Annotated in this window: 20 protein-coding genes, 1 tRNA gene and 1 riboswitch; of the genes, 13 read left to right on the top strand and 8 right to left on the bottom strand. The window is 38.3% G+C overall.

Annotated features, from left to right (window positions below; genetic code table 11):
• Positions 1-55 precede the first annotated feature (55 nt).
• On the bottom strand, positions 56-805 hold the full coding sequence (locus FCI53_RS15250) for an ABC transporter permease (RefSeq protein ID WP_138419917.1): 750 nt from the start codon (positions 803-805) through the stop codon (positions 56-58).
• Entirely contained in the window at positions 789-1,577 is a 789-nt protein-coding gene (locus tag FCI53_RS15245; protein ID WP_138419916.1) for an ABC transporter ATP-binding protein, read from the bottom strand. Before FCI53_RS15245 ends, FCI53_RS15250 begins: the two co-directional genes overlap by 17 nt.
• A gap of 578 nt (positions 1,578-2,155) precedes the next feature.
• Positions 2,156-2,273, top strand: a riboswitch (SAM riboswitch).
• Between the two features lie 263 nt (positions 2,274-2,536).
• On the opposite strand from FCI53_RS15245, the gene FCI53_RS15240 reads away from it, so the two are divergent.
• From FCI53_RS15240 to FCI53_RS15230, 3 genes are read left to right on the top strand one after another with little or no spacing between them, the layout of a single operon-like run.
• Positions 2,537-3,658: a methionine biosynthesis PLP-dependent protein gene (locus FCI53_RS15240; protein ID WP_138419915.1), complete on the top strand. Its 1,122-nt coding sequence runs from the start codon at positions 2,537-2,539 to the stop codon at positions 3,656-3,658.
• A complete protein-coding gene (gene metC / locus FCI53_RS15235; RefSeq protein WP_138419914.1) occupies positions 3,655-4,851 on the top strand; it encodes a cystathionine beta-lyase in 1,197 nt (398 codons plus the stop codon). Before FCI53_RS15240 ends, metC begins: the two co-directional genes overlap by 4 nt.
• A gap of 42 nt (positions 4,852-4,893) precedes the next feature.
• On the top strand, positions 4,894-5,997 hold the full coding sequence (locus FCI53_RS15230) for a 5-methyltetrahydropteroyltriglutamate--homocysteine S-methyltransferase (RefSeq protein ID WP_138419913.1): 1,104 nt from the start codon (positions 4,894-4,896) through the stop codon (positions 5,995-5,997).
• Positions 5,998-6,253: 256 nt separating this feature from the next.
• Here FCI53_RS15230 and FCI53_RS15225 read toward each other — a convergent pair whose 3' ends face one another.
• Positions 6,254-7,519, bottom strand: a complete 1,266-nt coding sequence (locus FCI53_RS15225; RefSeq protein ID WP_138419912.1) for an L-lactate MFS transporter — start codon at positions 7,517-7,519, stop codon at positions 6,254-6,256.
• A 432-nt stretch (positions 7,520-7,951) separates the two neighbouring features.
• Here FCI53_RS15225 and pxpB point away from each other — a divergent pair, with 432 nt between their 5' ends.
• Genes pxpB through FCI53_RS15210 form a run of 3 tightly spaced genes read left to right on the top strand, consistent with a single transcriptional unit; the run spans position 7,952 to position 10,423 of the window.
• Complete coding sequence (gene pxpB / locus FCI53_RS15220) at positions 7,952-8,656, top strand: 5-oxoprolinase subunit PxpB (RefSeq protein ID WP_138419911.1); 705 nt, start codon at positions 7,952-7,954, stop codon at positions 8,654-8,656.
• The gene (locus FCI53_RS15215) at positions 8,653-9,651 is read left to right on the top strand and encodes a 5-oxoprolinase subunit C family protein (RefSeq protein ID WP_138419910.1); all 999 of its coding nucleotides are present in this window, start codon (positions 8,653-8,655) and stop codon (positions 9,649-9,651) included. The genes pxpB and FCI53_RS15215 overlap by 4 nt, the downstream gene beginning before the upstream one ends.
• Positions 9,652-9,661: 10 nt before the next feature.
• Complete coding sequence (locus FCI53_RS15210) at positions 9,662-10,423, top strand: LamB/YcsF family protein (RefSeq protein WP_138419909.1); 762 nt, start codon at positions 9,662-9,664, stop codon at positions 10,421-10,423.
• Between the two features lie 259 nt (positions 10,424-10,682).
• On the opposite strand, the gene FCI53_RS15205 is transcribed toward FCI53_RS15210, so the two are convergent.
• Positions 10,683-10,913 carry an excisionase family DNA-binding protein gene (locus FCI53_RS15205; protein ID WP_138419908.1) on the bottom strand — a complete coding sequence of 77 codons (231 nt, stop codon included), beginning with the start codon at positions 10,911-10,913 and terminating at the stop codon, positions 10,683-10,685.
• Positions 10,914-11,090: 177 nt separating this feature from the next.
• Between FCI53_RS15205 and ddpX the strand changes: the two genes are divergently transcribed.
• Positions 11,091-11,906, top strand: coding sequence for a D-alanyl-D-alanine dipeptidase (gene ddpX, locus FCI53_RS15200; RefSeq protein WP_171038205.1), 816 nt, complete (start codon positions 11,091-11,093; stop codon positions 11,904-11,906).
• Positions 11,907-12,064: 158 nt separating this feature from the next.
• Here the strand turns inward: ddpX and FCI53_RS15195 are convergent, their stop codons facing one another.
• A complete protein-coding gene (locus tag FCI53_RS15195) occupies positions 12,065-12,784 on the bottom strand; it encodes a metallophosphoesterase family protein (protein ID WP_138419906.1) in 720 nt (239 codons plus the stop codon).
• An 830-nt stretch (positions 12,785-13,614) separates the two neighbouring features.
• On the bottom strand, positions 13,615-14,517 hold the full coding sequence (locus FCI53_RS15190; RefSeq protein ID WP_138419905.1) for a nuclease-related domain-containing protein: 903 nt from the start codon (positions 14,515-14,517) through the stop codon (positions 13,615-13,617).
• A gap of 278 nt (positions 14,518-14,795) precedes the next feature.
• Here FCI53_RS15190 and FCI53_RS15185 point away from each other — a divergent pair.
• The 3 genes from FCI53_RS15185 (at position 14,796) to FCI53_RS15170 (ending at position 17,007) form a co-directional block, all read left to right on the top strand.
• Positions 14,796-14,886 (top strand) — tRNA-Ser (locus tag FCI53_RS15185).
• An 89-nt stretch (positions 14,887-14,975) separates the two neighbouring features.
• Positions 14,976-15,896, top strand: coding sequence for a heme o synthase (gene cyoE, locus FCI53_RS15180; protein ID WP_138419963.1), 921 nt, complete (start codon positions 14,976-14,978; stop codon positions 15,894-15,896).
• 787 nt (positions 15,897-16,683) lie between these two features.
• Positions 16,684-17,007 carry a DUF4870 domain-containing protein gene (locus tag FCI53_RS15170; RefSeq protein WP_138419903.1) on the top strand — a complete coding sequence of 108 codons (324 nt, stop codon included), beginning with the start codon at positions 16,684-16,686 and terminating at the stop codon, positions 17,005-17,007.
• Between the two features lie 29 nt (positions 17,008-17,036).
• Here FCI53_RS15170 and FCI53_RS15165 read toward each other — a convergent pair whose 3' ends face one another.
• A complete protein-coding gene (locus tag FCI53_RS15165) occupies positions 17,037-18,236 on the bottom strand; it encodes an MFS transporter (RefSeq protein ID WP_138419902.1) in 1,200 nt (399 codons plus the stop codon).
• A gap of 191 nt (positions 18,237-18,427) precedes the next feature.
• On the opposite strand from FCI53_RS15165, the gene FCI53_RS15160 reads away from it, so the two are divergent.
• Positions 18,428-18,769, top strand: coding sequence for a cupin domain-containing protein (locus FCI53_RS15160; protein ID WP_138419901.1), 342 nt, complete (start codon positions 18,428-18,430; stop codon positions 18,767-18,769).
• Positions 18,770-18,826: 57 nt separating this feature from the next.
• Here FCI53_RS15160 and FCI53_RS15155 read toward each other — a convergent pair whose 3' ends face one another.
• Complete coding sequence (locus FCI53_RS15155; RefSeq protein ID WP_138419900.1) at positions 18,827-20,074, bottom strand: anaerobic sulfatase maturase; 1,248 nt, start codon at positions 20,072-20,074, stop codon at positions 18,827-18,829.
• Positions 20,075-20,353: 279 nt separating this feature from the next.
• Here FCI53_RS15155 and FCI53_RS15150 point away from each other — a divergent pair, with 279 nt between their 5' ends.
• Both FCI53_RS15150 and FCI53_RS15145 read left to right on the top strand, forming a co-directional pair.
• Positions 20,354-21,007, top strand: a complete 654-nt coding sequence (locus FCI53_RS15150; RefSeq protein WP_138419899.1) for a chromate transporter — start codon at positions 20,354-20,356, stop codon at positions 21,005-21,007.
• A gap of 15 nt (positions 21,008-21,022) precedes the next feature.
• A complete protein-coding gene (locus FCI53_RS15145) occupies positions 21,023-21,562 on the top strand; it encodes a chromate transporter (RefSeq protein WP_138419898.1) in 540 nt (179 codons plus the stop codon).
• Positions 21,563-21,861: the final 299 nt, after the last annotated feature.

Genomic DNA, 21,861 nt, shown 5'->3' with positions numbered 1-21,861 from the left:
ACCTCCTGTATATTTTTTTACCTCATTAGAGGAGTTAACATGTTATTTTTTAAACTTATAGCCCCCAACGATTAGCTACTGATTTTTCAATTCGTTGGAAGATAAGTTGATCGACAATGGAACCAATAATACCAATAATAATAATGACACCAATCACTAAGCTCATGTTACCAAAGTCAGAAGCGTAACTTAGTGTGTAACCAAGTCCTGGTCCAGTACTTAGCAATTCCCCGGCCATCAATGCCCGCCATGCAAATGCCCAAGCTAGACGTGATCCCGTAACAACATAGGGAATAGATGCAGGGAAAATAACGCGAATGAACAAATCAATTCCTTTAGAACCCATCGTCTGAGCTGCCCGGATATAAAGTGGGGAAACGTTTTTAATTCCTGTACGAATGTTAAGGGCCATAACGAACGTTCCACCAAGTATAACGACAAAAATAACAGCTTTATCATTTAAACCAAACCACATAATTGCTAGTGGTAACCAAACAATACTTGGAACACTTTGTAACGCTAGTAGCATGGACCCAATCGTATCGTCTGCTGTTTTGGATTTCGCAATCAATATGCCAATACTAGTACCAATTATTAAAGCTAATGTTAACCCGATTGCTAGACGTCTGAAACTTGCAATTAAATCCCAAATTAATGTTTTGTCTGCAAATCCATGGTAAAGTGCCGTAAATACACTTGTTGGTGATGGAAGGATTAATTCTGTCCATAACCCTAATCGTGAACCCAATTCCCATAATCCAACTAAAATGACAATAAATATGATTCGTTTAATGGCTGGTTTCATGATTTAATTCCTCACTTACAACTTTATCGATTTCCTTTTTCAAGTAACTCATCACATGTTCTTCCAATTCCAACATGTCTTCTTTGTGTTCTCTTCTTGGTCGCGGAATATCAACTTTAATATCTGTTAAAATGGTTCCAGGTCTCGTTCCCATCACAATAATGCGATCTGATAATTTAATAGATTCAGAGATACTATGGGTAACGAAAAGGACCGTTTTCTTGGTTTTGATCCAAATTTCTTCTAATTGTCCATGTAATCTTGTTCTTGTTTGTTCGTCTAAGGCACCAAATGGTTCATCCATTAATAAGATTTCTGGATCCATTGCCAACGCGCGAGCAATCGATACACGCTGTTGCATACCACCTGATAATTCATGTGGATAGTGCTCCAAGTAATTGCTTAATTGAACCATTTGTAAATACTTTTTAGCTTGTGCGGTTGCTTCCTGTTTTGACATTTCCTTTTTCAATGGGAACATGACATTTTCAATGACATTGATCCATGGAAATAAGGCAGCCTCTTGAAACACCATGCCGCGGTCTTTCCCGGGTTTCGTAATCTTTTTATCTTCTACTAAGATTTCTCCATTTGTTGCACTCGTTAACCCTGCTACAATTGAAAGTAATGTTGACTTTCCACATCCGGATGGACCGAGGATGGAAACAAATTCACCTTTTTCAATATCTAATTCAATATCTTTTAGTACGGTTGTAGGTTGATCATTTTTATCTAAAAATTGTTTGTTTAATTGATTAATTGAAATAAACATCGTTTTCACACCTATCCAAATAATTCTTATAAAGTTAGTCGGAATTTAATTATTACAATAAAGTATAATGTAATAATTGTCAATATCATGACAGAAAAATAGATGACTATCCTAATTTTAAGGTGTTTTGTCTGTCATCGTTGATGGAAACTCCAACGTGATTTAGCTGGGGATTGAGGAAAAACTCTAGAAAGTAGCATTTGAACAAGTGTTGTCGCTTTAGATATAGATGATAACGAAAAAAACATGCACATTCGGCTGGAATTCAGCCGCTAATATAGCCGTTAATGCGGGAAACGTGCACGTTAAGAGCGGAATATGCTCCAGATATAGACGTTAATGTGAAAAACATGCACATTAAGAGCGGATTTTGCTCCAAATATAGACGATAATGCGAGAAACGTGTACATTAAGAGTGGAATTTGCTCTAGATATAGACGATAACGAAATAAATAGATAACCCCACTGAGTGAACTTTCACTTATTTAACAAAAGATTGTACAAATCCTATTGCATTTTTGGGGAATCTATATTAAGATTTAAAAAAGTTATAAATTATCAGAAAAAGTGAATAGTGTTTCTTATCAAGAGAGACGGAGGGATTTGGCCCATTGATGTCTCAGCAACCAACCTATGAAGTATGTAGGTACGGTGCTAATTCCAAATAGGTGTTATTCGAAACCTAGAAGATAAGAGGATTGTTTTTGATTATCAGGACCTTCTTCTTATGAGAAGGTCCTTTATTTTTCTAGTGTTATAGTTGGAATATTCTCATTTATATGACAAAAAGAAGGTGGACAGGGATGTGGGGGATGGACGTAACACGCTAACTGATTTCAACGTTCTATCAAAGGATAAAGAGAACAGCCACTTCCAAGGAGAAGTTCTGAGTGACTTACAACATGTAGCCAGTATTTTACTGATGGACGTTTGACTTACAACGCAGGAGGATGATTAACATGACAGAGAGAAATATTGAAACCAAATTAGCACAGATTGGAAACCATAGTGATCCAGCTACTGGTGCTGTTAATCCACCAGTATATTTTTCTACGGCCTATCAACATAAAGGGTTAGGTCAATCAACGGGGTATGATTATACACGTACAAAAAATCCAACCCGAGCAGTATTAGAAGAGGGGATTGCGGATTTAGAAGATGGCGATCAAGCATTTGCCTGTAGTTCGGGCATGGCAGCCATTCAATTAGTCCTTTCCTTATTCCGTTCTGGCGATAACTTAATTGCTCCAGAAGATATATATGGTGGAACTTATCGCTTATTCGAACATTACGCAGGTGTCTATGATGTACAAACAAACTATTCCACTTTTTCAAGTGTGCAGGAAACAGAGCAACTAATTGATAAGCAAACAAAAGCAATTTTTATTGAAACACCGACGAATCCGCAAATGCAGGAAATCAGTATTGAAGACTATGCAGCACTTGCTAAAAAACATCAATTACTACTAATTGTAGATAACACATTTTTAACGCCATATTTCCAGCAACCGATTAAGCAAGGTGCAGATATTGTGATTCATAGTGCTACGAAATACATAGGTGGTCATAATGATGTGTTGGCAGGGCTAGTTGTTTCCAAGGGAGAGGAAATTTCTGAAAGGTTAGGAAGTTTCCATAACGCTTCTGGTGCTGTGTTATCTCCATTTGATTCATGGTTGCTCATTCGCGGGTTAAAAACATTGTCATTAAGAATGAGACAACATGACAACAATGCCAAACACATTGTGGAATATCTAAAACATGAACCTAAGGTAACAGATGTCTTGTATTCAGGAACAGGTGGGATGTTATCATTCCGCATCAAACATAGTGACTGGGTTGATCCGTTCCTGCAAAACTTACAAGTAATTACCTTTGCAGAAAGTTTAGGTGGTGCAGAAAGTTTTATTACCTATCCAGCAACACAAACACATGCAGATATTCCAGTAGAAGAACGGATGAGACGTGGTGTTGACGATCATTTATTACGCTTTTCCGTTGGGATTGAAAATGTGGACGACTTAATTGCAGACCTGAAACAAGCATTTGCAAGGTTAGAAGGGGAGGAGACGAATTCATGAGTCTAAACAAAGATGATCAATTAGAAACAAAATTTATTCACGGTGCAACGAGTGGACCTTACGAGCAAAAAACAGGTGCGGTAAACGTACCAATCTATTTATCTTCTACCTATCATCAAGATAAATTTGATGCATTTGGTCCATTTGACTATAGTCGTTCTGGTAATCCGACTCGTGAAGCATTGGAACAGACAATTGCTCAGCTAGAAGGTGGTACACGCGGTTTTGCCTTTGCTTCGGGGATGTCCGCGATCACGTCCGCTTTTATGCTGTTATCAGCTGGTGATCACGTAGTTGTAACAGAAGATGTCTATGGTGGTACCTATCGTTTTGTAACGAACATTTTAAACAAGTTTCATATTGAGTACACGTTTGTTGATATGACGGACCTTGCTGCGATTAAGGATGCAGTCCAACCAAACACAAAAGTCATCTATATCGAGACACCCTCGAATCCTTGTTTGAACATTACGGATATTCAAGGTGTTGTGGAAATCGCGAAAGCAAATGATGCCTTAACATTCTTGGATAATACATTTATGACACCACTTTATCAGCAGCCACTAGGACTTGGAGTAGATATTGTCTTACATAGTGCAACGAAATTCCTATCAGGGCATAGTGATGTGATTGCTGGTTTAGCGGTGACCAAAGATGAAGCATTAGGTGATCAATTAAAATTTATTCAAAATACGTTTGGTTCGATTTTGGGAGCACAGGATTCCTATGTTCTGATTCAAGGCATGAAAACATTAGGGGCACGCTTAAAACAATCGACAGAATCTGCTGAAAAAATAGCGAATTTTCTGAATGGACATCCACTAATTGAAGAAGTTTTTTACCCAGGGTTAACCACACATCAAGGATATGAAACACATGTCAACCAAACATCTGGTCATGGAGCTGTCCTTTCTTTCCGTTTGCCAACAAAAGGTGCGGCGAAAGCGTTGGTGGAACAAACTCGACTACCTGTTTTTGCGGTAAGTCTTGGTGCGGTTGAGTCTATTCTATCGTATCCTGCGACCATGTCCCATGCAGCGATGCCGCCAGAAGAAAGGGAAAAACGAGGTATTTCCGATGGTTTGTTACGACTCTCTGTTGGTCTTGAACATGTGGATGACCTCATTGCTGATTTGGAGCAAGCATTGCAAGTTGCTAGTAAACAAGTAGCATCTGTAGGTTCTTCTAGATAACTAGATTACAATAAAATTTATAAAAAAAGGGGATATAAAAAAATGGCAGTAACAGCAACAAAAGCACCATTCAGAGCAGATCACGTTGGGAGTTTATTGCGTCCAGAATCAATTCATCAAGCACGAAAAGATTTTCAAGAAGGAACAATTTCTGCAGAGCAATTGCGTGAAGTAGAAACAAAAGAAATTAAACGAATTGTTGATAAGCAAATTGAGGTAGGCTTAGAAGCTGTAACAGACGGGGAGTTCAGACGTAGGTTTTGGCATACAGATTTCTTAGAACACTTAAACGGTGTTGAGGGTTATGTTCCTGATACTGGTTTTAAATTTAATAATGTCGAAACGGAAAAGTATGATGTTCGTATTACTGGAAAAGTTTCCTTTAACCAAGATCATCCTTTTATCGAAGACTTCAAAGAATTTAATGAAATTGTTGGTGGTCGAGCGGTCGCAAAACAAACGATCCCAAGTCCGAACCAATTATTTAATCGAGGAATTCGTGATGAAACCATCTATCCAGATATTGAAGAGTATGCGCAAGATGTGATTCAAACGTATCGTGATGCCATCAAGGCATTTTATGATGCTGGTGTCCGTTACTTACAATTTGATGATGTTTACATTGCCGGACTATCTTCACCAGATATTCCATTTAATGATGGCGTCTTATCAAGAGAATATTTAATTGATTTAGCATTGCGTGTGATTAATGGTGTGTTAGAAGATAAACCAGAAGATTTAACGGTAACGACACACTTATGCCGTGGTAACTACCAATCCGATTGGGCATTTGAAGGAAGTTATGCATTGATTGCACCAACCTTATTCGCAAAAGAAAAAGTAAACGGCTTTTTCCTTGAATATGATGACGAACGTTCTGGTGACTTCAAACCTTTAGAGCATATCCCAAATGATGGACCGAGAGTCGTATTGGGTGTGTTCACATCAAAAACCGGTGAATTAGAAGATAAAGAAGCAATTAAAGCACGAGTGCAAGACGCAGCAAACTATGTTCCATTGGAGAACCTTTGCATTAGCCCACAATGTGGCTTTGCGTCTACTCATCATGGAAATATATTAACTGAAGAAGAACAATGGGAAAAGCTACGATACATTGTAGATACATCGAAAGAAATTTGGAAATAAGCAAATTAAATAGCAAATTTTCTTATCTAAAGAGATGGGGGACTGGCCACATGCCCCCCTCTGGATCATCTGTGCTTATTCCAGTAGTGTCAGGGTCAAGATAAGAGGAGTGTGAATTAGAAAGCAACCCTCTTCCGATAATAGAAGAGGGTTGTTTTTTCACTTTTCATGATGTGTAACCAAAAAGATAAGTGGGGATGTAGAAAAATAGTCATTGTTGTAATTTCTCACTTTATATACTAGTTTCATTGCTATGTTAAGCAATTGTTTTTTTCGGACTAGGGGTTATTGTCGCAGTGATTTGTTTAATATTTAAGATCATGACAATGGATGTGATCAATGCGATGACTAATAAACCTGCAAAAATGTAAAAGGTAGCATTATAACTTTGCGTTGCATCTTGAATTGCAGCAACGATCATCGGTCCAAATACTCCTGCAGCAGACCAAGCAGTTAACAGGTATCCATGAATCGCACCCAGTTGTTTTGTCCCAAATAGGTCACCAATAAATGCAGGTAGTGATGAAAAACCGCCACCGTACATCGATAAAATAACAAAGATAAAGACCTGGAATAAAATTGCATTGTTAACGTTCGGAAGTAATAGGAATAATACTAATTGAACAGAGAAGAAAAGTACGAATATATTCTTTCTCCCAATATAATCAGAAATTGAAGACCAAGCAATACGACCTAATCCATTAAAGAAGCCCATTACAGCCACCATTGTCGCTGCAGCTGCTACACTCATACCAACTTTTTGCTGTGCCATTGGAGATGCAACAGAGATTAACATGATTCCACATGAGATATTAATAAACATCATAATCCATAACAACCAAAATCTTTTTGTGTTAGCCGCTTCTGGTGCTGTCAATTGCGCTAAGTCAGTCTTAGCTTTTGATTGATTCGTAGTTGTTCTTGAAGTTGTTTCCATTGATTTTGGAACCCATCCTTCAGGTGGTTTTACAATATAAGAAGCTCCCGAAAGCATTAACACCAAAAAGCAAACACCTAAAACATAAAAGGTTGTTGATATACCTACAGACTGTATTAAAGACGCTGCAACGGGACTAGTTATAATTGAACCCGCACCAAATCCCATTACAGCCATTCCAGTTGCAAGGCCTCTTCGATCAGGGAACCATTTTACTAAAGTGGAGACAGGTGAGATGTATCCTAGCCCTAGTCCAATACCACCAAGTACGCCATAAGATAAGTAATACATGATTAACGATTCTAGCTGAATAGCTAAACCGGCCCCCATCGTACCAACAGAGAACAATATAGCGGCAATCGTGGCAGACTTACGCGGTCCCCACTTTTCAACAAACTTTCCAAAAGTTGCGGCAGATAGTCCTAGGAACAATATGGCGATCGTAAAGGACATCGTTACTTCCTTGCTGTTCCAACCTAATAAATCTGAGAGAGGGTTTTTAAAAACACTGTAAGCGTAAACGGACCCAATCGATAAATGGATGGCTATGGCGGATAACGCTATAAGCCAACGATTTTTTTTCATTCAATCACCTCAAAAGTAGTTTGTATAAAAAATATATCATACATATAAGTTGTATTGGTTGACACTTCTGTGAATGTTTTAACAAAGTGGATGAACTTATTTTGAATTTGTGATGTTTGTTATTGTATAAACTTTTTTAAACCTAGTAGTTTGTTATTCCGAATGTATCTGGCAGTGAGACTTCGCCTTGATTTATGAGGAAAAAGTTAATCAAGTTAAGTTGGGGGGAGGCGGGGATCTGCTCGTGATACTAGTAATCTGTCGATGGGGAAAAAGCTCCTCCTGATCGAAGTTTCACTATTGTTAAGAAATGTACAGCTTTCAAGTGTGGATTGGACTATACTGAATTTTAAGAAAAAGTGTGACAAGTGATATTTGTTCTTGTAAAGTAGGAAAAAATGAAACTATTTTTGCGAGGTAAGAGGTGAAGTAATGGATTTTGATGTATTTCCTCTAAATGATCATGCCGTGATTATTGAACTTGGAAACGAAATCAATCTTGAAGTTCATAAAAAAGTCAAAACTGTTACTACTTTGTTAGACAATGATCCATTTGATTGGATGGTTGAGTATGTACCTTCTTTTACAACAGTAACAGTTTATTATGATCCCGTTAAAGTGTACCAAGACACAAATAGGCTTCCCTATGAGCTTGTTTGTCAACAAATTAATAACGTGATGAAAGATCAAACAACTGTAACATTTGAAGAGCAAAGAGTTATTGATATACCGGTATGTTATGGTGGAGAGCTTGGTCCTGATTTAGACGACGTTGCCAAATATAATCAATTAACAAAACAGGAAGTCATCGACATTCATACAGGTGGGGAGTATGTAGTTTACGCAATTGGCTTTGCTCCTGGCTTTCCATACATTGGTGGAATGTCAGCTGAAATAGCGACCCCACGACGTCAATCCCCTCGTGTTACGATACCTGCAGGGTCTGTTGGAATAGCAGGTGAACAAACAGGGGTGTATCCTGTTGATACTCCTGGTGGCTGGCAGTTAATTGGCAATACACCAATGAAACTGTTCCAACCCAATCAACAACCTCCAAGTTTGCTTCAAGCAGGTGATCAGATCAAGTTTTATGCGATCACAAAAGACGAGTATGAGCGGTGGGGGAAAGAAGAATGATCAAAATCAAGAAACCAGGACTGTTATCTAGTATACAGGATTTAGGCCGATACGGCTTTCAAAAATACGGAGTGATTGCCAGTGGTGTGATGGATCCTTATGCACATCGAATTGCTAATTTGTTAGTTGGAAATGAAGAAAAGGAGTCCACATTAGAAATAACGTTAATCGGACCGGAAATGGTGTTCGAGCAGGATGTACTTATAGCAATTTGTGGTGGTGACCTTTCTCCAATTATTAATGACCAACCGATTCATATGTGGCGACCTATTTATGTTACAAAAGGTAGTATTTTAAGGTTTGGTTCAGCAAAAAGTGGATGTCGTGCATATCTTGCTATTGCAGGAGGGTTTCAAGTTTCTCGACAAATGGCTAGCAAATCAACCTATCTACGAGCGGGAATGGGCGGCTATAATGGACGAGCGTTGCGAGAAGAAGATCAAGTATCAATTGGAGAAAAAAGCTTGAACTCTATGAGATTATCAGAACAATTAACTAAACATGCTAATGGTGTAAAGGAAGCAAGTTGGTCAATTGCCTCTTCTGACCTGGCGAATATGTATCAAACTTCAACAATACGAGTGATGAAGGGGCGACAATTTGATTGGTTCACCAATGAAACAAAACAACTTTTTGCGAATGAAGATTTTAAGGTGACTCCTCAATCCGATCGAATGGGATATCGTTTAAATGGCCCCCATTTACAGTTAGAAAATAAACAACAAATGGTTTCGGAGGCGGTTACTTTTGGTTCAATTCAAGTTCCTGCTGATGGAAAACCAATTATTTTAATGGCTGATCGACAAACAATAGGTGGTTATCCGATAATAGCGCAAATAGCTACTGTTGACTTGTCTCATGTCTCTCAGTCCAAACCGGGGGAACGATTGAGATTTGAGTGGATTTCCTACCAAGAAGCACAACAACTCTATTTAGCTAGGGAAGCGTACATGCAACAACTTGCGAATGGCATTTTGTTAAAAACAAGGAGGTAGTGTTAGGGAGATGTATGTCGTTGATTTAAACTGTGATATGGGGGAAAGTTTTGGTCCATATAAGAAAGGATTGGATGAAGAACTCCTAGAATATGTAACATCTGCAAATGTCGCTTGTGGTTTTCATGCTGGTGATCCATCTACAATAAGGGAAACTGTTCAAATGGCACTTGATAAAAATGTAGCGGTGGGGGCGCATCCTGGTTTACAAGATTTAGTTGGATTTGGTCGAAGGAAGATTGAGATTACTCCAAAGGAAGCGTATGACATCATGGTTTATCAAATCGGGGCATTACAAGCCTTTGTACATGCTGAAGGTGGTAAGTTACAACATGTCAAGCCACATGGTGCCTTGTATAATATGGCAGCCAAAGACTCCGTTCTTTCGGAAGCCATAGCTGAGGCAGTTTATAAAGTCAATCCTGAGTTAATATTGTATGGATTATCTGGAGGAGAATTGATTGAAGCGGGGGAGCGAATAGGTTTGCGTACAGCGAGTGAAGTATTTGCGGATCGAACCTATCAAGAAGATGGAAGTTTAACGGATAGAAGCGATGGGCGTGCACTTATTACGAATGCAACAGAGGCAGTAAAGCAAGTTACCCGTATGGTAATAGCGCAACAAGTAAACACAGTGCAGAACAACGATATCTCCATAAAAGCAGAGACGATTTGTATTCATGGGGATGGAAGAAATGCTTTAAAATTTGCAGCCTATATACGAGAAGCACTGCAGGAAGCTGGAATTGAAGTTAAAAAAATGGTTAATTGAAAATAGTAGAATTGTATTTGTTGGCTACAATTTTTTTGTGGAGCCCACAAAATGTTAGTCAATAATTTATGATCTAAGAAACAAACTCAATTTGGTGGATAATATATAACGGTTACTTATCGATAATAATCAATTCTATTTAATGGAAATGCCTATGGACGAACAACTCTTTATTTCTATTTATTGTAGGAATAAGAAGTCCGTGTAATGATCAAATGGGGTACAAATCATGATTCGTACCCCGTTTGATTATGATTATTTAATCTTCATCCTTCACATCGATATCTTCAGGGATGGGCTCGCTCCAAAATTCTTCGAAAAGTGTTTTGATTTTCTCCATTTGTTCTAAATGTGTATTAAATTGATCTTTGTTAATCACATATTGTTCCCCATCATAAAGGGCGCGAATTCGACCTTGTTGAACTAGGCGAGTGATTTGTGTTTCAGGCATTTCTAGGAATTCAGCTGTCTCTTCAATTGTAAGATACACTTATTTCATCCCCTTCATCTAACTTATATGTAATGTTTCTCTACTACTTACTATACACATTATAGCAATTGCTAAAGCATAAGTTTGAAAAAAAATAAAAATTGGCTATCTCCAACATATCTTATTTCATTCGTTGTATGCTAATAATAGAGAAAAGTATGAAGTCGGAGGGAAATGATGAGAAACTATATTGCAATCATCTGTACTTTATTCCTACTAACAGGGTGTCAAACCAATCAAGAAACACTACAACAGCAATTAGATCAATTACAAGAGCAGAATAGTCAACAGGAACAAGAGAATGAAACACTTAAACAAGAAAACGAGCACTTAGAGCAAGAGGTACAACGATTAAATGATGAAAATAACCAATTAACGCAGAAACTTGAACAATTCCATCGGGAAAGAATATCGAAACTAAAAGAAGAAACAGGATTGGTGAATATTAAGGATGTGGATGAGTCCATTATCATTGATTTGCGTTATGCGACGGATAACAATTTTGTGAATCAACAAGTGTACCCTGTCGAAGTTGCACTGTTGCAAAAAGATACAGCACAAAAGTTAAAAGAAGCCAATCAGCGGGTGAAACAAGATGGTTATCGCATTAAAGTTTGGGATGGATATCGTCCATTTGATGTACAACAAGTGTTTTGGGACCTTACCCCTGATAAAGATTATTTAGCAGATCCAAGCCATGGTTCCCATCACAACCGTGGAGCGGCAGTCGATGTTACGTTGGTAGATGAACAAGGGAATGAAGTTGAGATGCCGACGGGTTTTGATGAATTTTCCGAGCGAGCGTGGCGTAGTTATCAAGGGAATTCTGAACAAGCGCAGAAAAATATGGAATATCTTACTGAAGTAATGGTGGATAGTGGTTTTTCAACAATCAGTATCGAATGGTGGCATTATAATGATAGCCAAGCAAAAAGTTACCCGGTTTTAAATGAGCCATTGGAAAACTTTGTGATGGAAAGCCCTTCTAAATGATTGGAGGTTAATTTTATCGAGGATCTATCAAAGATTTGCTTTTATAGATGCGTCGTTTGATGTAGAAGAGCTGAAAGAGTTTGTGCCTCATCTTGGTAAGATAAGTTGATCATAAAGAAAACGCTCAGTTTAACTGGGCGTTTTCTTTTAGCTTCTTTTTATAGATGACCGTTACGGATAACGTTTTGCATCATTTCTGTATTTGGATAGCCAACTTGTTCGTAAAGTTCAATCGTTTTATGTAGATCATAATCCACTCGTTGAATGGAAGTTGTAACATTACCATCATTTACATCGACTAGAGCATATGAAGCTTTGGCAAGTCCATCAAACGGAAGCCCAACACTACCAAGATTCATAATGGTTTTTCCATTAATATAGCGGATATAGGGTTTATGAATATGTCCATATAAATAGACATCAGCATCGTTGTTTCCCATTAGGGTTGATTCGATTTCTTCATCTTTTGCATCTGGAAGGACATTTGCAAACAAACTCGTCGGTGTCGCGTGAAAGCCATGGAAGTTGACGCCTTGTTCTGTAAAATATGTTTCGGTAGGCAAGTTGGCTAAGTAATCCATTTCAGATTGCTCTAACTGCGCAACCGCCCAATCACGCTCTTTTGTCATTAATTCCAATGCTTGCTCAGGCACCTCACCTTGTTTCACTCCACGAACAATCCATTCATCCGCATTTCCTTTTATCACTGTCGCATCTAGTTGCTGTACTAGCTCAATCGACCGTTTTGGTTCCGGCCCTCGATACGCGATGTCGCCTAAAACAACTGTTTTGTCTACTTGTTTTGTTTTAATATCCTGTAGCACGGCATCTAATGCAGTAGCGTTCCCGTGTATATCGGATAGGAAAGCAATCCTCATACAATCACTCCTTCTAGTTTATCTCTATCATATCATGTAGAGGGTTTGGGGTGAAAATGTTGGCGCCCAAGCTGATTGGACAGGGAGAGCGTGTGTCACGGCAGTTGCGGAAAGGAATAGAGGGAGAAAGTGTCGAGAGAAGTGCTGTCACGGCAGTTGCGTAAAGAGATAGGGGGAGAAAGTGTCGAGAGAAGTGCTGTCACGACAGTTGCGGAAAGAAAAAGGGATAGAAAGTGTCGAGAGAAGTGCTGCCACGGCAGTTGCGGAGAGAAAAAGAGGTAGAAAGTGTCGAGAGAAGTGTTGTCACGGTAGTTGCGGAAGGAAAAAGGGAGAGAAAGTGTCGAGAGAAGTGTTGTCACGACAGTTGTGGAAGGAAAAAGGGAGAGAAAGTGTCGAGAGAAGTGCTGTCACGACAGTTGCGGAAAGAAAAAGAGGTAGAAAGTGTCGAGAGAAGTGCTGTCACGACAGTTGCGGAAAGAAAAAGAGGTAGAAAGTGTCGAGAGAAGTGTTGTCACGACAGTTGCGGAAAGAAATAGGGGGAGAAAGTGTCGAGAGAAGTGTTGTCACGGCAGTGCCGGAAAGAAAAAGTGGAAGAAAGTGTCGAGAGGGTTTGATCAGGACAGACTCAGAAGGTGAATTAGCTGATAAAAGTGTTTACAGGTCGTTAAAACAAAAAGTCCTCCAAAGTTGAAGGACTTTTTTGTATGTAACTGGCAGTAACCCCCCACTTCAATCTACGACTTAAAATTGAAGATGATAGATAACTGCCAGCAAATGTCCGATCTGTTCAATTAATAAAAGAATCGCACTTCAAAACATGAAGTTTCACATTATTTGTAATAAGTCCATCGATGCTCTCCTATTTTAGAATAGTTTTTTAAAAGAACGGCTCTTATTTTTCTTTCTGAATTAACTCGGCACCAATCTTGTATAATTTTAGTTGTGATTTTTTTATTAGGGAAGAGTATTCTAAACTCTTCAATACTTCGCTTAATAGCATTGGTAGATGGTTCTATAAAACCACAATTTTCACAACTACATGAGTTTTTTCCAACCAGTACAAAAAAAGAATGACACTTCAAACAGGTAATCCCTTTGCGCAATTCGTCATAATCATAGGTTGGTAATTTCTCAAATTTTGGATTGGTAATGTGCATGGATGCTAATTTTCTAGCAAGGTTTTTATGTTTTGCTGTTAGTTTAAACGGCTGGACACTTAATGTACCTAGATGTTTCTTCACTTGATTTTGGAATAGGATCGGTTGGTCTAGTGGTGATTGATATAAATTGAAGTTAGGATTAATGAAAACAACAGACCCATTGATTTGAGGGTTGAAGCCGAGGCTAAGGAGTAATTGTCGTAGTAAGGATTCGCTTCTACTCAATTGGTGTAGCGGGTTAATGATTTCTAAGTTGGGTTTCTTATAAAGTTTCTCTTGTTCAAAAAAATATTCTCCATCATAGTTTTTCACTTCATACAAATGAACATGTTCTTGAAAAATAATGAGCGTGTCAATTTGGAAAGTAGTGTTATTTATTTCAAGTAACAAATCGTTTAGTATAATGCAGTCACATTGAAGTTTTTCAGTTAGCGTGTCAAATTTGACCTCGCCTTCATAGCCTTTTTTTAAACTATGAAAGTGTTGCTTATCCTTACTGGGCAAACTCATTCGATCGTTTAATGATTCAAGGATTATTAATTCCTTTGATTTTTTGCGAATTTTGCTAATCATTTACATTTTCCACATCCTTTTCAAATTAGAATACGATTCTATTATAATCGAATTCTTAATAGTTTTAAAAAATTTTAACGAATGTGGTCCCATTGATGCAAGGTGGGAGAAACTAAGTCTTCATGCTGATTTTGTCGAAAAACATGCTGTACTACTTGAAGATTTAATGAAAATATATTATCATAATGTTTGTCATTAGTTTAATAATTTTGTAGGTGTTGTACAGTTGGTAGTGCACTTCATTCGTAATGAAGGGTATCATCGGCACCGAACGATTTGGAGAAGTACCCAAGTCCGGCTGAAGGGGACGCACTCGAAATGCGTTAGGGGTTAACGCCCGCGTGGGTTCGAATCCCACCTTCTCCGCCATATGAAAATATTTATGAGTGGTTAAATTATGAATGAGCTTTGGTATGTATACCAAAGTTTTTTTACTTATTTGAGAGGTAGAGGTGAATATAGTGAGGAAGGCATCCTTACAGTTAAATAAATCAGTTGGAGTTGGGCAGCAGGATACCAGTATTTTTGCTGATTTGAAAGCGTTGTTTAAAGGGCTTGTCTTAATATCCAATGTTTTACCAGTATTTACAGGCTTTTGGCTGGCACTCTACTTTACGAATACGTCGTTAGCAGATCAGTGGCAATTATTATTGATTACCATCGTTGGAAGCACACTTCTTATGGGTGGTGCTTTGATTTTGAACAACTGGTATGATGTTGATATTGATACGGTGATGAAGCGCACCCAACACCGACCGACCGTTACAGGTAATATCTCGCTTCGAGTTGTGTTGTGGCTAGGTATTAGTTTAAGTGTAATTGGCCAATTGCTATTATTGTTTACTACTGTAGAAGCGGCTGTTTATGGTTTTATTGGTTGGATTACCTACGTAGTGTTTTATACGATGTGGACGAAACGTCGATATACATGGAATACATTGGTTGGTAGTGTATCAGGCGCTGTTACACCATTAATTGGTTGGGCTGCTGTTGAACCGGCGTCCCATATTGTTCCAATCATATTGTTTTTGATTCTATTTGTTTGGCAAATGCCACATACCTATGCGATTGCCATAAAAAAATATGACGAATATAAAGCTGCAAAAGTGGCTATGTTACCCGTTGTCCGTGGCATTGATGTTGCTAAAAGACAAATGGTGCTGTATATAGCTTGTTTACTCCCGTTACCATTTTTCCTTATTGACTTAGGAATTTCATTTGTTTTGATCGCATTAGTCCTGACAATCGGCTGGCTTGTCCTTGCAATTACAGGTTTATATACAAAAAAGAATCAACAGTGGATACAACGGATGTTTTTGTATTCATTAAATTATTTAATGCTCGTGTTCCTATTAATGATTGTGGTAACAACTTTTTAACATATGATGCTCGCATCTAACTGAGGGTGCGAGCATTATTTTGAAACTTTTGTTACTTTCAAATTTCGTAGTTGATGGAAACTCCGACGTAACTGATTTTGTAAAATTACTTTTTCCTGATTTAAATTGAGTGCTAAACGGTCGCTTCGGTAGAATACTCCGCTTTCCATGGGCACGGCTTCGGGCCAACAGGATGTTGGTCACGCAGGCGTTGCCACAGGACGTGGCGATTTTAGCCTACGTTCCTTAATTCATGGGATCTTCACCTCGTGCTGTTCCCATAGGACAAGGAAGGCTTCGGCAGCGTTACATCGCACGAAGAAAATTGGGCTTTATTTTCGAGGATCTCCGTATTCTACCTACGCTATTAGTGAAGTTTTGATTTTAAGATTGTTATAACCCTTAAATTAATATTTTTATTTTCATTTTTCCCAAATTTCTCCAAGCATGATACCAGCGAAGGAAATACACGGAGACTCCCGAGGCCCGGCAAGGGTTATGCAGGCGTTGTCCGACAAGGACGTTTTTAGCCTGTAATCCTTAAGAATCATCGGTGAGACCCCGCAGTGAGGTGCGAATGAGGAGGCTCACCAGCCCCCCACAGGAAAGCGTAGTGTATTTCCGCAGCGGTAATTTAGCACTCACTCTTAAAATGATAGGAATTCCGATTGGGTTACGTCGGATTTTATGTTTTTTCTGTAACAATCTTTAACGAACGGAACCACAGTGTCATTTCATTCGTATCATATAAAGAAAAAAACGTATAATGAAAGAAGGAGGTGTCAAAATGAGCGATAAAGATGAAAGACTGTATGCGATGTTGATCTACTTACTAAGCTTTCCATTCCCTGTTCTAGCTCCATTGATCATTTGGTTGCTTAAGAGAGAAAATTCAGAGTTTGTAGATTATCATGGCAAAGAATACTTTAATTTTTTAATTTCTTATACGATTTATTTTATTGTGAGCGGTATTTTATCACTAGTATTAATAGGACTGATATTATTACCAATTGTCGGGTTGTTATTAACGATCTTTACGATTGTTGCTGCGGTGAAATCCTATAATGGGGACCGCTATCGGATTCCTTTGATTATTCATTTTATTAAATAGACAAAAAAAGTCGGAAAACACTAGCATGACTAGGTTTCCGACTTTTTTATTTTATGAGTACGGATAAGTAAAAATAGATACAATATCATTGATAATGAGACAAAGCTAGCGGAAGTCATATAGATGGCACTATAGCCGAACCAAGCAGCAATGAGGCCAAATGTCATTGCCCCGATTCCGACACCTAAATCAAAGAAAGAGAAAAAGGTTGCGTTTGCCATTCCTTTACGGTGCGCTGGTGCTTGATCAACGGCCCACGCTTGTAGGGCTGGTTGGACACTACCAAATCCGAGGCCATACAAAGCAGCTGCTGTAAATAGTACGAAAGAGTTTGGTAACCATACTAACAATATCATGGCACTTAGGATCATTGTGGTACCAGGTAAAAACACAAAAATGTGCCCTTTCCTATCATAGACTCTTCCAGCAAAGGTTCGTGAAATCATTAGAAATAACGCATAGATGAGAAAATAGGTCTCAATTCCACCGATGCCTTCTTGGGCTGTATATAACGGAAGGAAAGAGGCAATCCCACCAAATCCAGTTGTAATGAAAAAGAGTAACAGGGCTGGTTGGATGGCAGTTTTTTCAAAAATATCGAATTTTACAGTAGTGGACCTATGTTTGGGTGCTTCCACTTTTTTATAGGTGATCTGTGTGGACAAAATTAGTGCTGTCAATCCTAATGCAGCACAGATCAAGAATAAACTAGTAAAAGAAATATGACCTACTAAGGTTAATCCTAATGCAGGACCAAATGCTAACGCAATATTTCCTGATAAGCCGAAATAACCCATTCCTTCGCCTCGACGCTTTGGCGGAATTAAATCGGTCGCAATCGTACCTGTTGCCGTTGTAGAAAAACCCCAGCCAATCCCTTGAACCATGCGCATAATAACTAGAAACGCAATACTTGGAATAATCGCATAAGAGCCAACGGAAAGGACAAAAATCCCTAATCCTAGCATATAGACAAATTGTCTACCCTTTGATTCTAGCGAATGCCCAGCATATGGCCGAAATACTAGTGCGGAAAAAGTAAAAATACCAGTGATGATTCCAATTAATTGGTCATTCCCACCTAAATGTTGGACAAACAATGGAATAGTAGGAAGTGTCATTTGGAATCCTAAAAAGATAAAGAAGTTCGCAACACAAATAAGTGCAAAATCCTTTGTCCATATTGGTTCTTTTTTTGATGATGCTCTTGCTAGGCCTTCATTGTTCATAAGTGATCCTTCTTTCTGTTGACAATCGAAGTACATTATACAGGAGTTGCGAGGATTTGAAAACACGATAACGAATACTGGTAAGAATTAGTGGCGGTTTTTTGAAGATTTATAAACTGTGATAACAATCACTTAGATGAGAAAGGTTATCAATTATACTTTAGATAACCTAGAAAAAAGGAGTTTTAACAATGCAAAAACAGCATGTACATGATTTTATCGAATATAGTGATGAGAAATTAACGAAAAGGATTATCTTTAAAGATAAAAATAGCTCAACCTTTGTATTAAACTTTCAACCAGGACAGACCTTACCAGCACACAAACACCCAGGTGCAAATGTGTACTTACTTGTACTAACAGGCGAGGGAATGTTTACAATTGATGGAGAGGAAGTATCTGTTGTAAAAGGTGATGCCATCACGGTGGAAGGTGATGAAGAACTGGCATTTACTAATAACGGCAATGAAAATGTAAGTCTTTATGTAACATTAAGTAAAATCCCAAGTGAAAAGTATGTGCAAGAGATTTAAGAGAATTAATGAACCCCGAAGGACAACAATTATTACCTGTTTTTTCGGGGTTCATATTTATGCTTCTACTAAAGTACCGCAACATTTTTTAAACTTTTTACCACTTCCACAAATACAAGCATCATTTCTAGCTGGTAACGAATGGCCTGCCAGTTGATACTCCTTAATATTTCTCCGCTTAATCTTTGTTGTTACTTCATTAATTCGTCTTTCAGCGTACCGATAAATCTGTTTATAACTTTCACAAAAATATTCTACATCCACTTGATTATTAGTTCTTAGGCGATTTCTTGGACATCCTCCATGACACAAATGCAAAAACTCACAACTTTTACACTGCTCAGGGAGATTGGGTTTCATCGTTAAAAATTGATCCCATTTTTCATTGTTTAAAATACTTTCAAGTGAATCTGTCCCTACATTACCTAAACGATAATCTTCATGTATGAAAAAATCACAAGGATAGGCATCACCATTTTGTTCTAAAATGAGTGTTTTTGGACATGTTTCTTGATGAATACATAGCTCAGCTGTTTGATGTAGATTCATTGCTACCAAATTATCAAAAAAACGTATCGAAATTTGAGGTTGTCCATCGTTATACCAGCTATCAAAAGCCTCGCATAAGAAATCACCATATTGTTTAGGTGTGATTAAAAACGCACCAGGTTGATTCACATTTTGTGATTGGAAATCCATGCAAGGAATAAATTGTACATAGTGTAATTCCTCTTGTTTATAAAATTCCATCAACTCTGCTGCTTTGGTTACATTGTTTTCATGTAACACGGTCAATATATTAAACTGCACACCAGCTTCTTTTAAATGGTGAATACCTTTCATAATGGCCTTGTAGCTACCTTTTCCTGTTCCAGTTACTCTTCTTGCATCATTTATATATTCTGGACCATCGATACTTACACCGACAAAGAAATTATATGTTTTAAAGAAGGTTGCCCATTCCTTGTTGATCATCGTACCATTGGTCTGAATGGAATTACTAATGATGGTATTTGGAGGTGCATGCTTCGCCTGAAGTTGTACAACCTTTTTGAAAAAATCCATTCCTGCTAATAATGGTTCACCACCTTGCCAAACAAACGATACAACTCCTGTTGACATCGCCATATATTGTTTGATGAATGCTTCTAACAGTCTATCTTCAATTCGATTCACTCTTCCAGGTCGCCCGTTACATCGGCTGTAGTAGCAATAATCACAAGCAAGGTTACATGCTTCTGAAACTGTTTTCCACATAACACCTGAAAATCCCGTCGTTGCTGTCGTTGTTCCACACGCTGCCATCATTACAACTCCTCTTCGTTCATTTAACAAAATCGTAGAATAGTAGACGAAATGTGTCTATGATGAAAGTCACATAGGTGGTGGGATTCATTTGATTGTAAAGGGTGTTATCAACTGTTCATGTGACATTTGGTTGATGATTCGCGTTTGTTTCCTAACGCAAAGAATTAGAAAGTACCTAATCCCCCCCAATTAAAATTTGGTCGATAACTTTTATCCAAAAAGGATGAAAGTGTGTTATACTTGGAGATAAATGGAAAAGCGAAGGAGAGTTTGTTGATGAAAACAGACTGGAAGTTTATTGTGCAAATCTTTTTGACGTTTTTAAAAATTGGTCCGGTCACATTTGGTGGTGGGTATGCGATGATTCCGATGATCGAAAGAGAAGTGGTCGAGCGAAAAAAGTGGGTAAAAACGAAGGATGTTACAGAAGTTTTTGCAGTTGCTGAATCGGTACCAGGTGCAATTGCGATTAATTCTGCAACGTTTATTGGCTATCGACTTGCTAAAGTTAAAGGTGCTGTTGCAGCGATGTTTGGTGTATTACTTCCTACTTTTTTAATCGTCGTTGTGTTAAGCATTTTATTTTTGTTCATTCAAGATAATCCAATCATCGAGTCAGCATTTGTTGGCATACGAGCAGCTATCGTTGCGCTTATTGCCTATGCAGCTTATAAAATTGGCTTAACAGCTGTTTATGACAAAACAACTTTGGTGATTGCAGGGATTACAGCAGGCATTTTGCTCGTATTACATGTTCATCCAGTGTTCATTATTTTCAGTGGAATCGTTGTTGGCATTACCGTTGTGAAAATTCGCGACTGGATGGGGATTACGACTAAATTAGAAAAGGGCGAACCATTGGAACAGGAAATACACGATCAACAGAGTGATAATGAACAACGAACAAGTAAACAAGTGTCAGAGGGATAAGGGGGAGCTGCTGAGATGGTATTAGTTGAGTTGTTTTGGACATTTTTAATGATTGGTTTTGTATCCTTTGGCGGTGGGTATGCGATGATTCCAGTTATTGAACGGGAAGTTTCTGCACATGGGTGGATGACAACACAAGAATTCACGGATGTGATAGCGATTGCCGGGATGTCACCCGGACCGATTGCAACCAACAGTGCTATTTTTGTTGGTTATAAAACGGCAGCACTACCTGGTGCGATTGTATCTGCGTTGGGCATGGTGATCCCATCGTTACTGATTATTTTAATGATTGCGACATTCTTTTTTAAATTTAATGAAAATCGGATTGTGAAATCGGCCTTTTACGGATTACGTCCAATTATAACAGGTTTAATTATCTATGCAGCATTGCGATTTGCGATTACAAATAATGTGCTAGGTGGTACTATCTCTTGGCAGATGATTAGTTTACTTGCCATTTTTAGTATTTCATTGTTTTCCCTAATCAAACTGCGCATGCACCCAATCTTTGTGATTATGCTAGCAGGAATTTGTGGTGTATTATTGTATTAAGAAAGACTGGTTTAATGGAAAAGTTATTAGGAATAAAAGTTGTATACTGCGTTGTTTACGCTATTGAAAAAAACACTATGAGGTCGCTTCAATAGAATAATCCGTCTCGTATGGACCAAGGTCTAAGCCCCTGTATCTGCTCAAAAGCATAAAAACATTACACGATTACGAGCTAAACGTGCCCTGGATCAGCTCAAAAGCATAAAACCAGTACACGATTACGATCTAACGTGCCCTGGATCAGCTCAAAAGCATAAAACCAGTACACGATTACGGGCTAAACGTGCCCTGGATCAGCT

The organism is Aquibacillus sediminis (assembly GCF_005870085.1).
Lineage (GTDB): Bacteria > Bacillota > Bacilli > Bacillales > Amphibacillaceae > Aquibacillus_E > Aquibacillus_E sediminis.
Note: the sequence above shows the minus strand (reverse complement) of the source record. Positions and strands in the feature narration are given on the sequence as shown.

Bases quoted from the DNA above. Each gene is read 5' to 3' on its own strand.
- FCI53_RS15215 (WP_138419910.1), top strand. From the start codon at position 8,653: ATGATCAAAATCAAGAAACCAGGACTGTTATCTAGTATACAGGATTTA.
- pxpB (WP_138419911.1), top strand. From the start codon at position 7,952: ATGGATTTTGATGTATTTCCTCTAAATGATCATGCCGTGATTATTGAA.
- FCI53_RS15170 (WP_138419903.1), top strand. From the start codon at position 16,684: ATGAGCGATAAAGATGAAAGACTGTATGCGATGTTGATCTACTTACTA.
- FCI53_RS15230 (WP_138419913.1), top strand. From the start codon at position 4,894: ATGGCAGTAACAGCAACAAAAGCACCATTCAGAGCAGATCACGTTGGG.
- FCI53_RS15190 (WP_138419905.1), bottom strand. From the start codon at position 14,517: ATGATTAGCAAAATTCGCAAAAAATCAAAGGAATTAATAATCCTTGAA.
- ddpX (WP_171038205.1), top strand. From the start codon at position 11,091: ATGAGAAACTATATTGCAATCATCTGTACTTTATTCCTACTAACAGGG.
- FCI53_RS15155 (WP_138419900.1), bottom strand. From the start codon at position 20,074: ATGGCAGCGTGTGGAACAACGACAGCAACGACGGGATTTTCAGGTGTT.
- FCI53_RS15210 (WP_138419909.1), top strand. From the start codon at position 9,662: ATGTATGTCGTTGATTTAAACTGTGATATGGGGGAAAGTTTTGGTCCA.
- FCI53_RS15250 (WP_138419917.1), bottom strand. From the start codon at position 805: ATGAAACCAGCCATTAAACGAATCATATTTATTGTCATTTTAGTTGGA.
- FCI53_RS15145 (WP_138419898.1), top strand. From the start codon at position 21,023: ATGGTATTAGTTGAGTTGTTTTGGACATTTTTAATGATTGGTTTTGTA.
- FCI53_RS15150 (WP_138419899.1), top strand. From the start codon at position 20,354: ATGAAAACAGACTGGAAGTTTATTGTGCAAATCTTTTTGACGTTTTTA.
- FCI53_RS15165 (WP_138419902.1), bottom strand. From the start codon at position 18,236: ATGAACAATGAAGGCCTAGCAAGAGCATCATCAAAAAAAGAACCAATA.
- FCI53_RS15160 (WP_138419901.1), top strand. From the start codon at position 18,428: ATGCAAAAACAGCATGTACATGATTTTATCGAATATAGTGATGAGAAA.
- FCI53_RS15245 (WP_138419916.1), bottom strand. From the start codon at position 1,577: ATGTTTATTTCAATTAATCAATTAAACAAACAATTTTTAGATAAAAAT.
- FCI53_RS15240 (WP_138419915.1), top strand. From the start codon at position 2,537: ATGACAGAGAGAAATATTGAAACCAAATTAGCACAGATTGGAAACCAT.
- FCI53_RS15195 (WP_138419906.1), bottom strand. From the start codon at position 12,784: ATGAGGATTGCTTTCCTATCCGATATACACGGGAACGCTACTGCATTA.
- metC (WP_138419914.1), top strand. From the start codon at position 3,655: ATGAGTCTAAACAAAGATGATCAATTAGAAACAAAATTTATTCACGGT.
- FCI53_RS15225 (WP_138419912.1), bottom strand. From the start codon at position 7,519: ATGAAAAAAAATCGTTGGCTTATAGCGTTATCCGCCATAGCCATCCAT.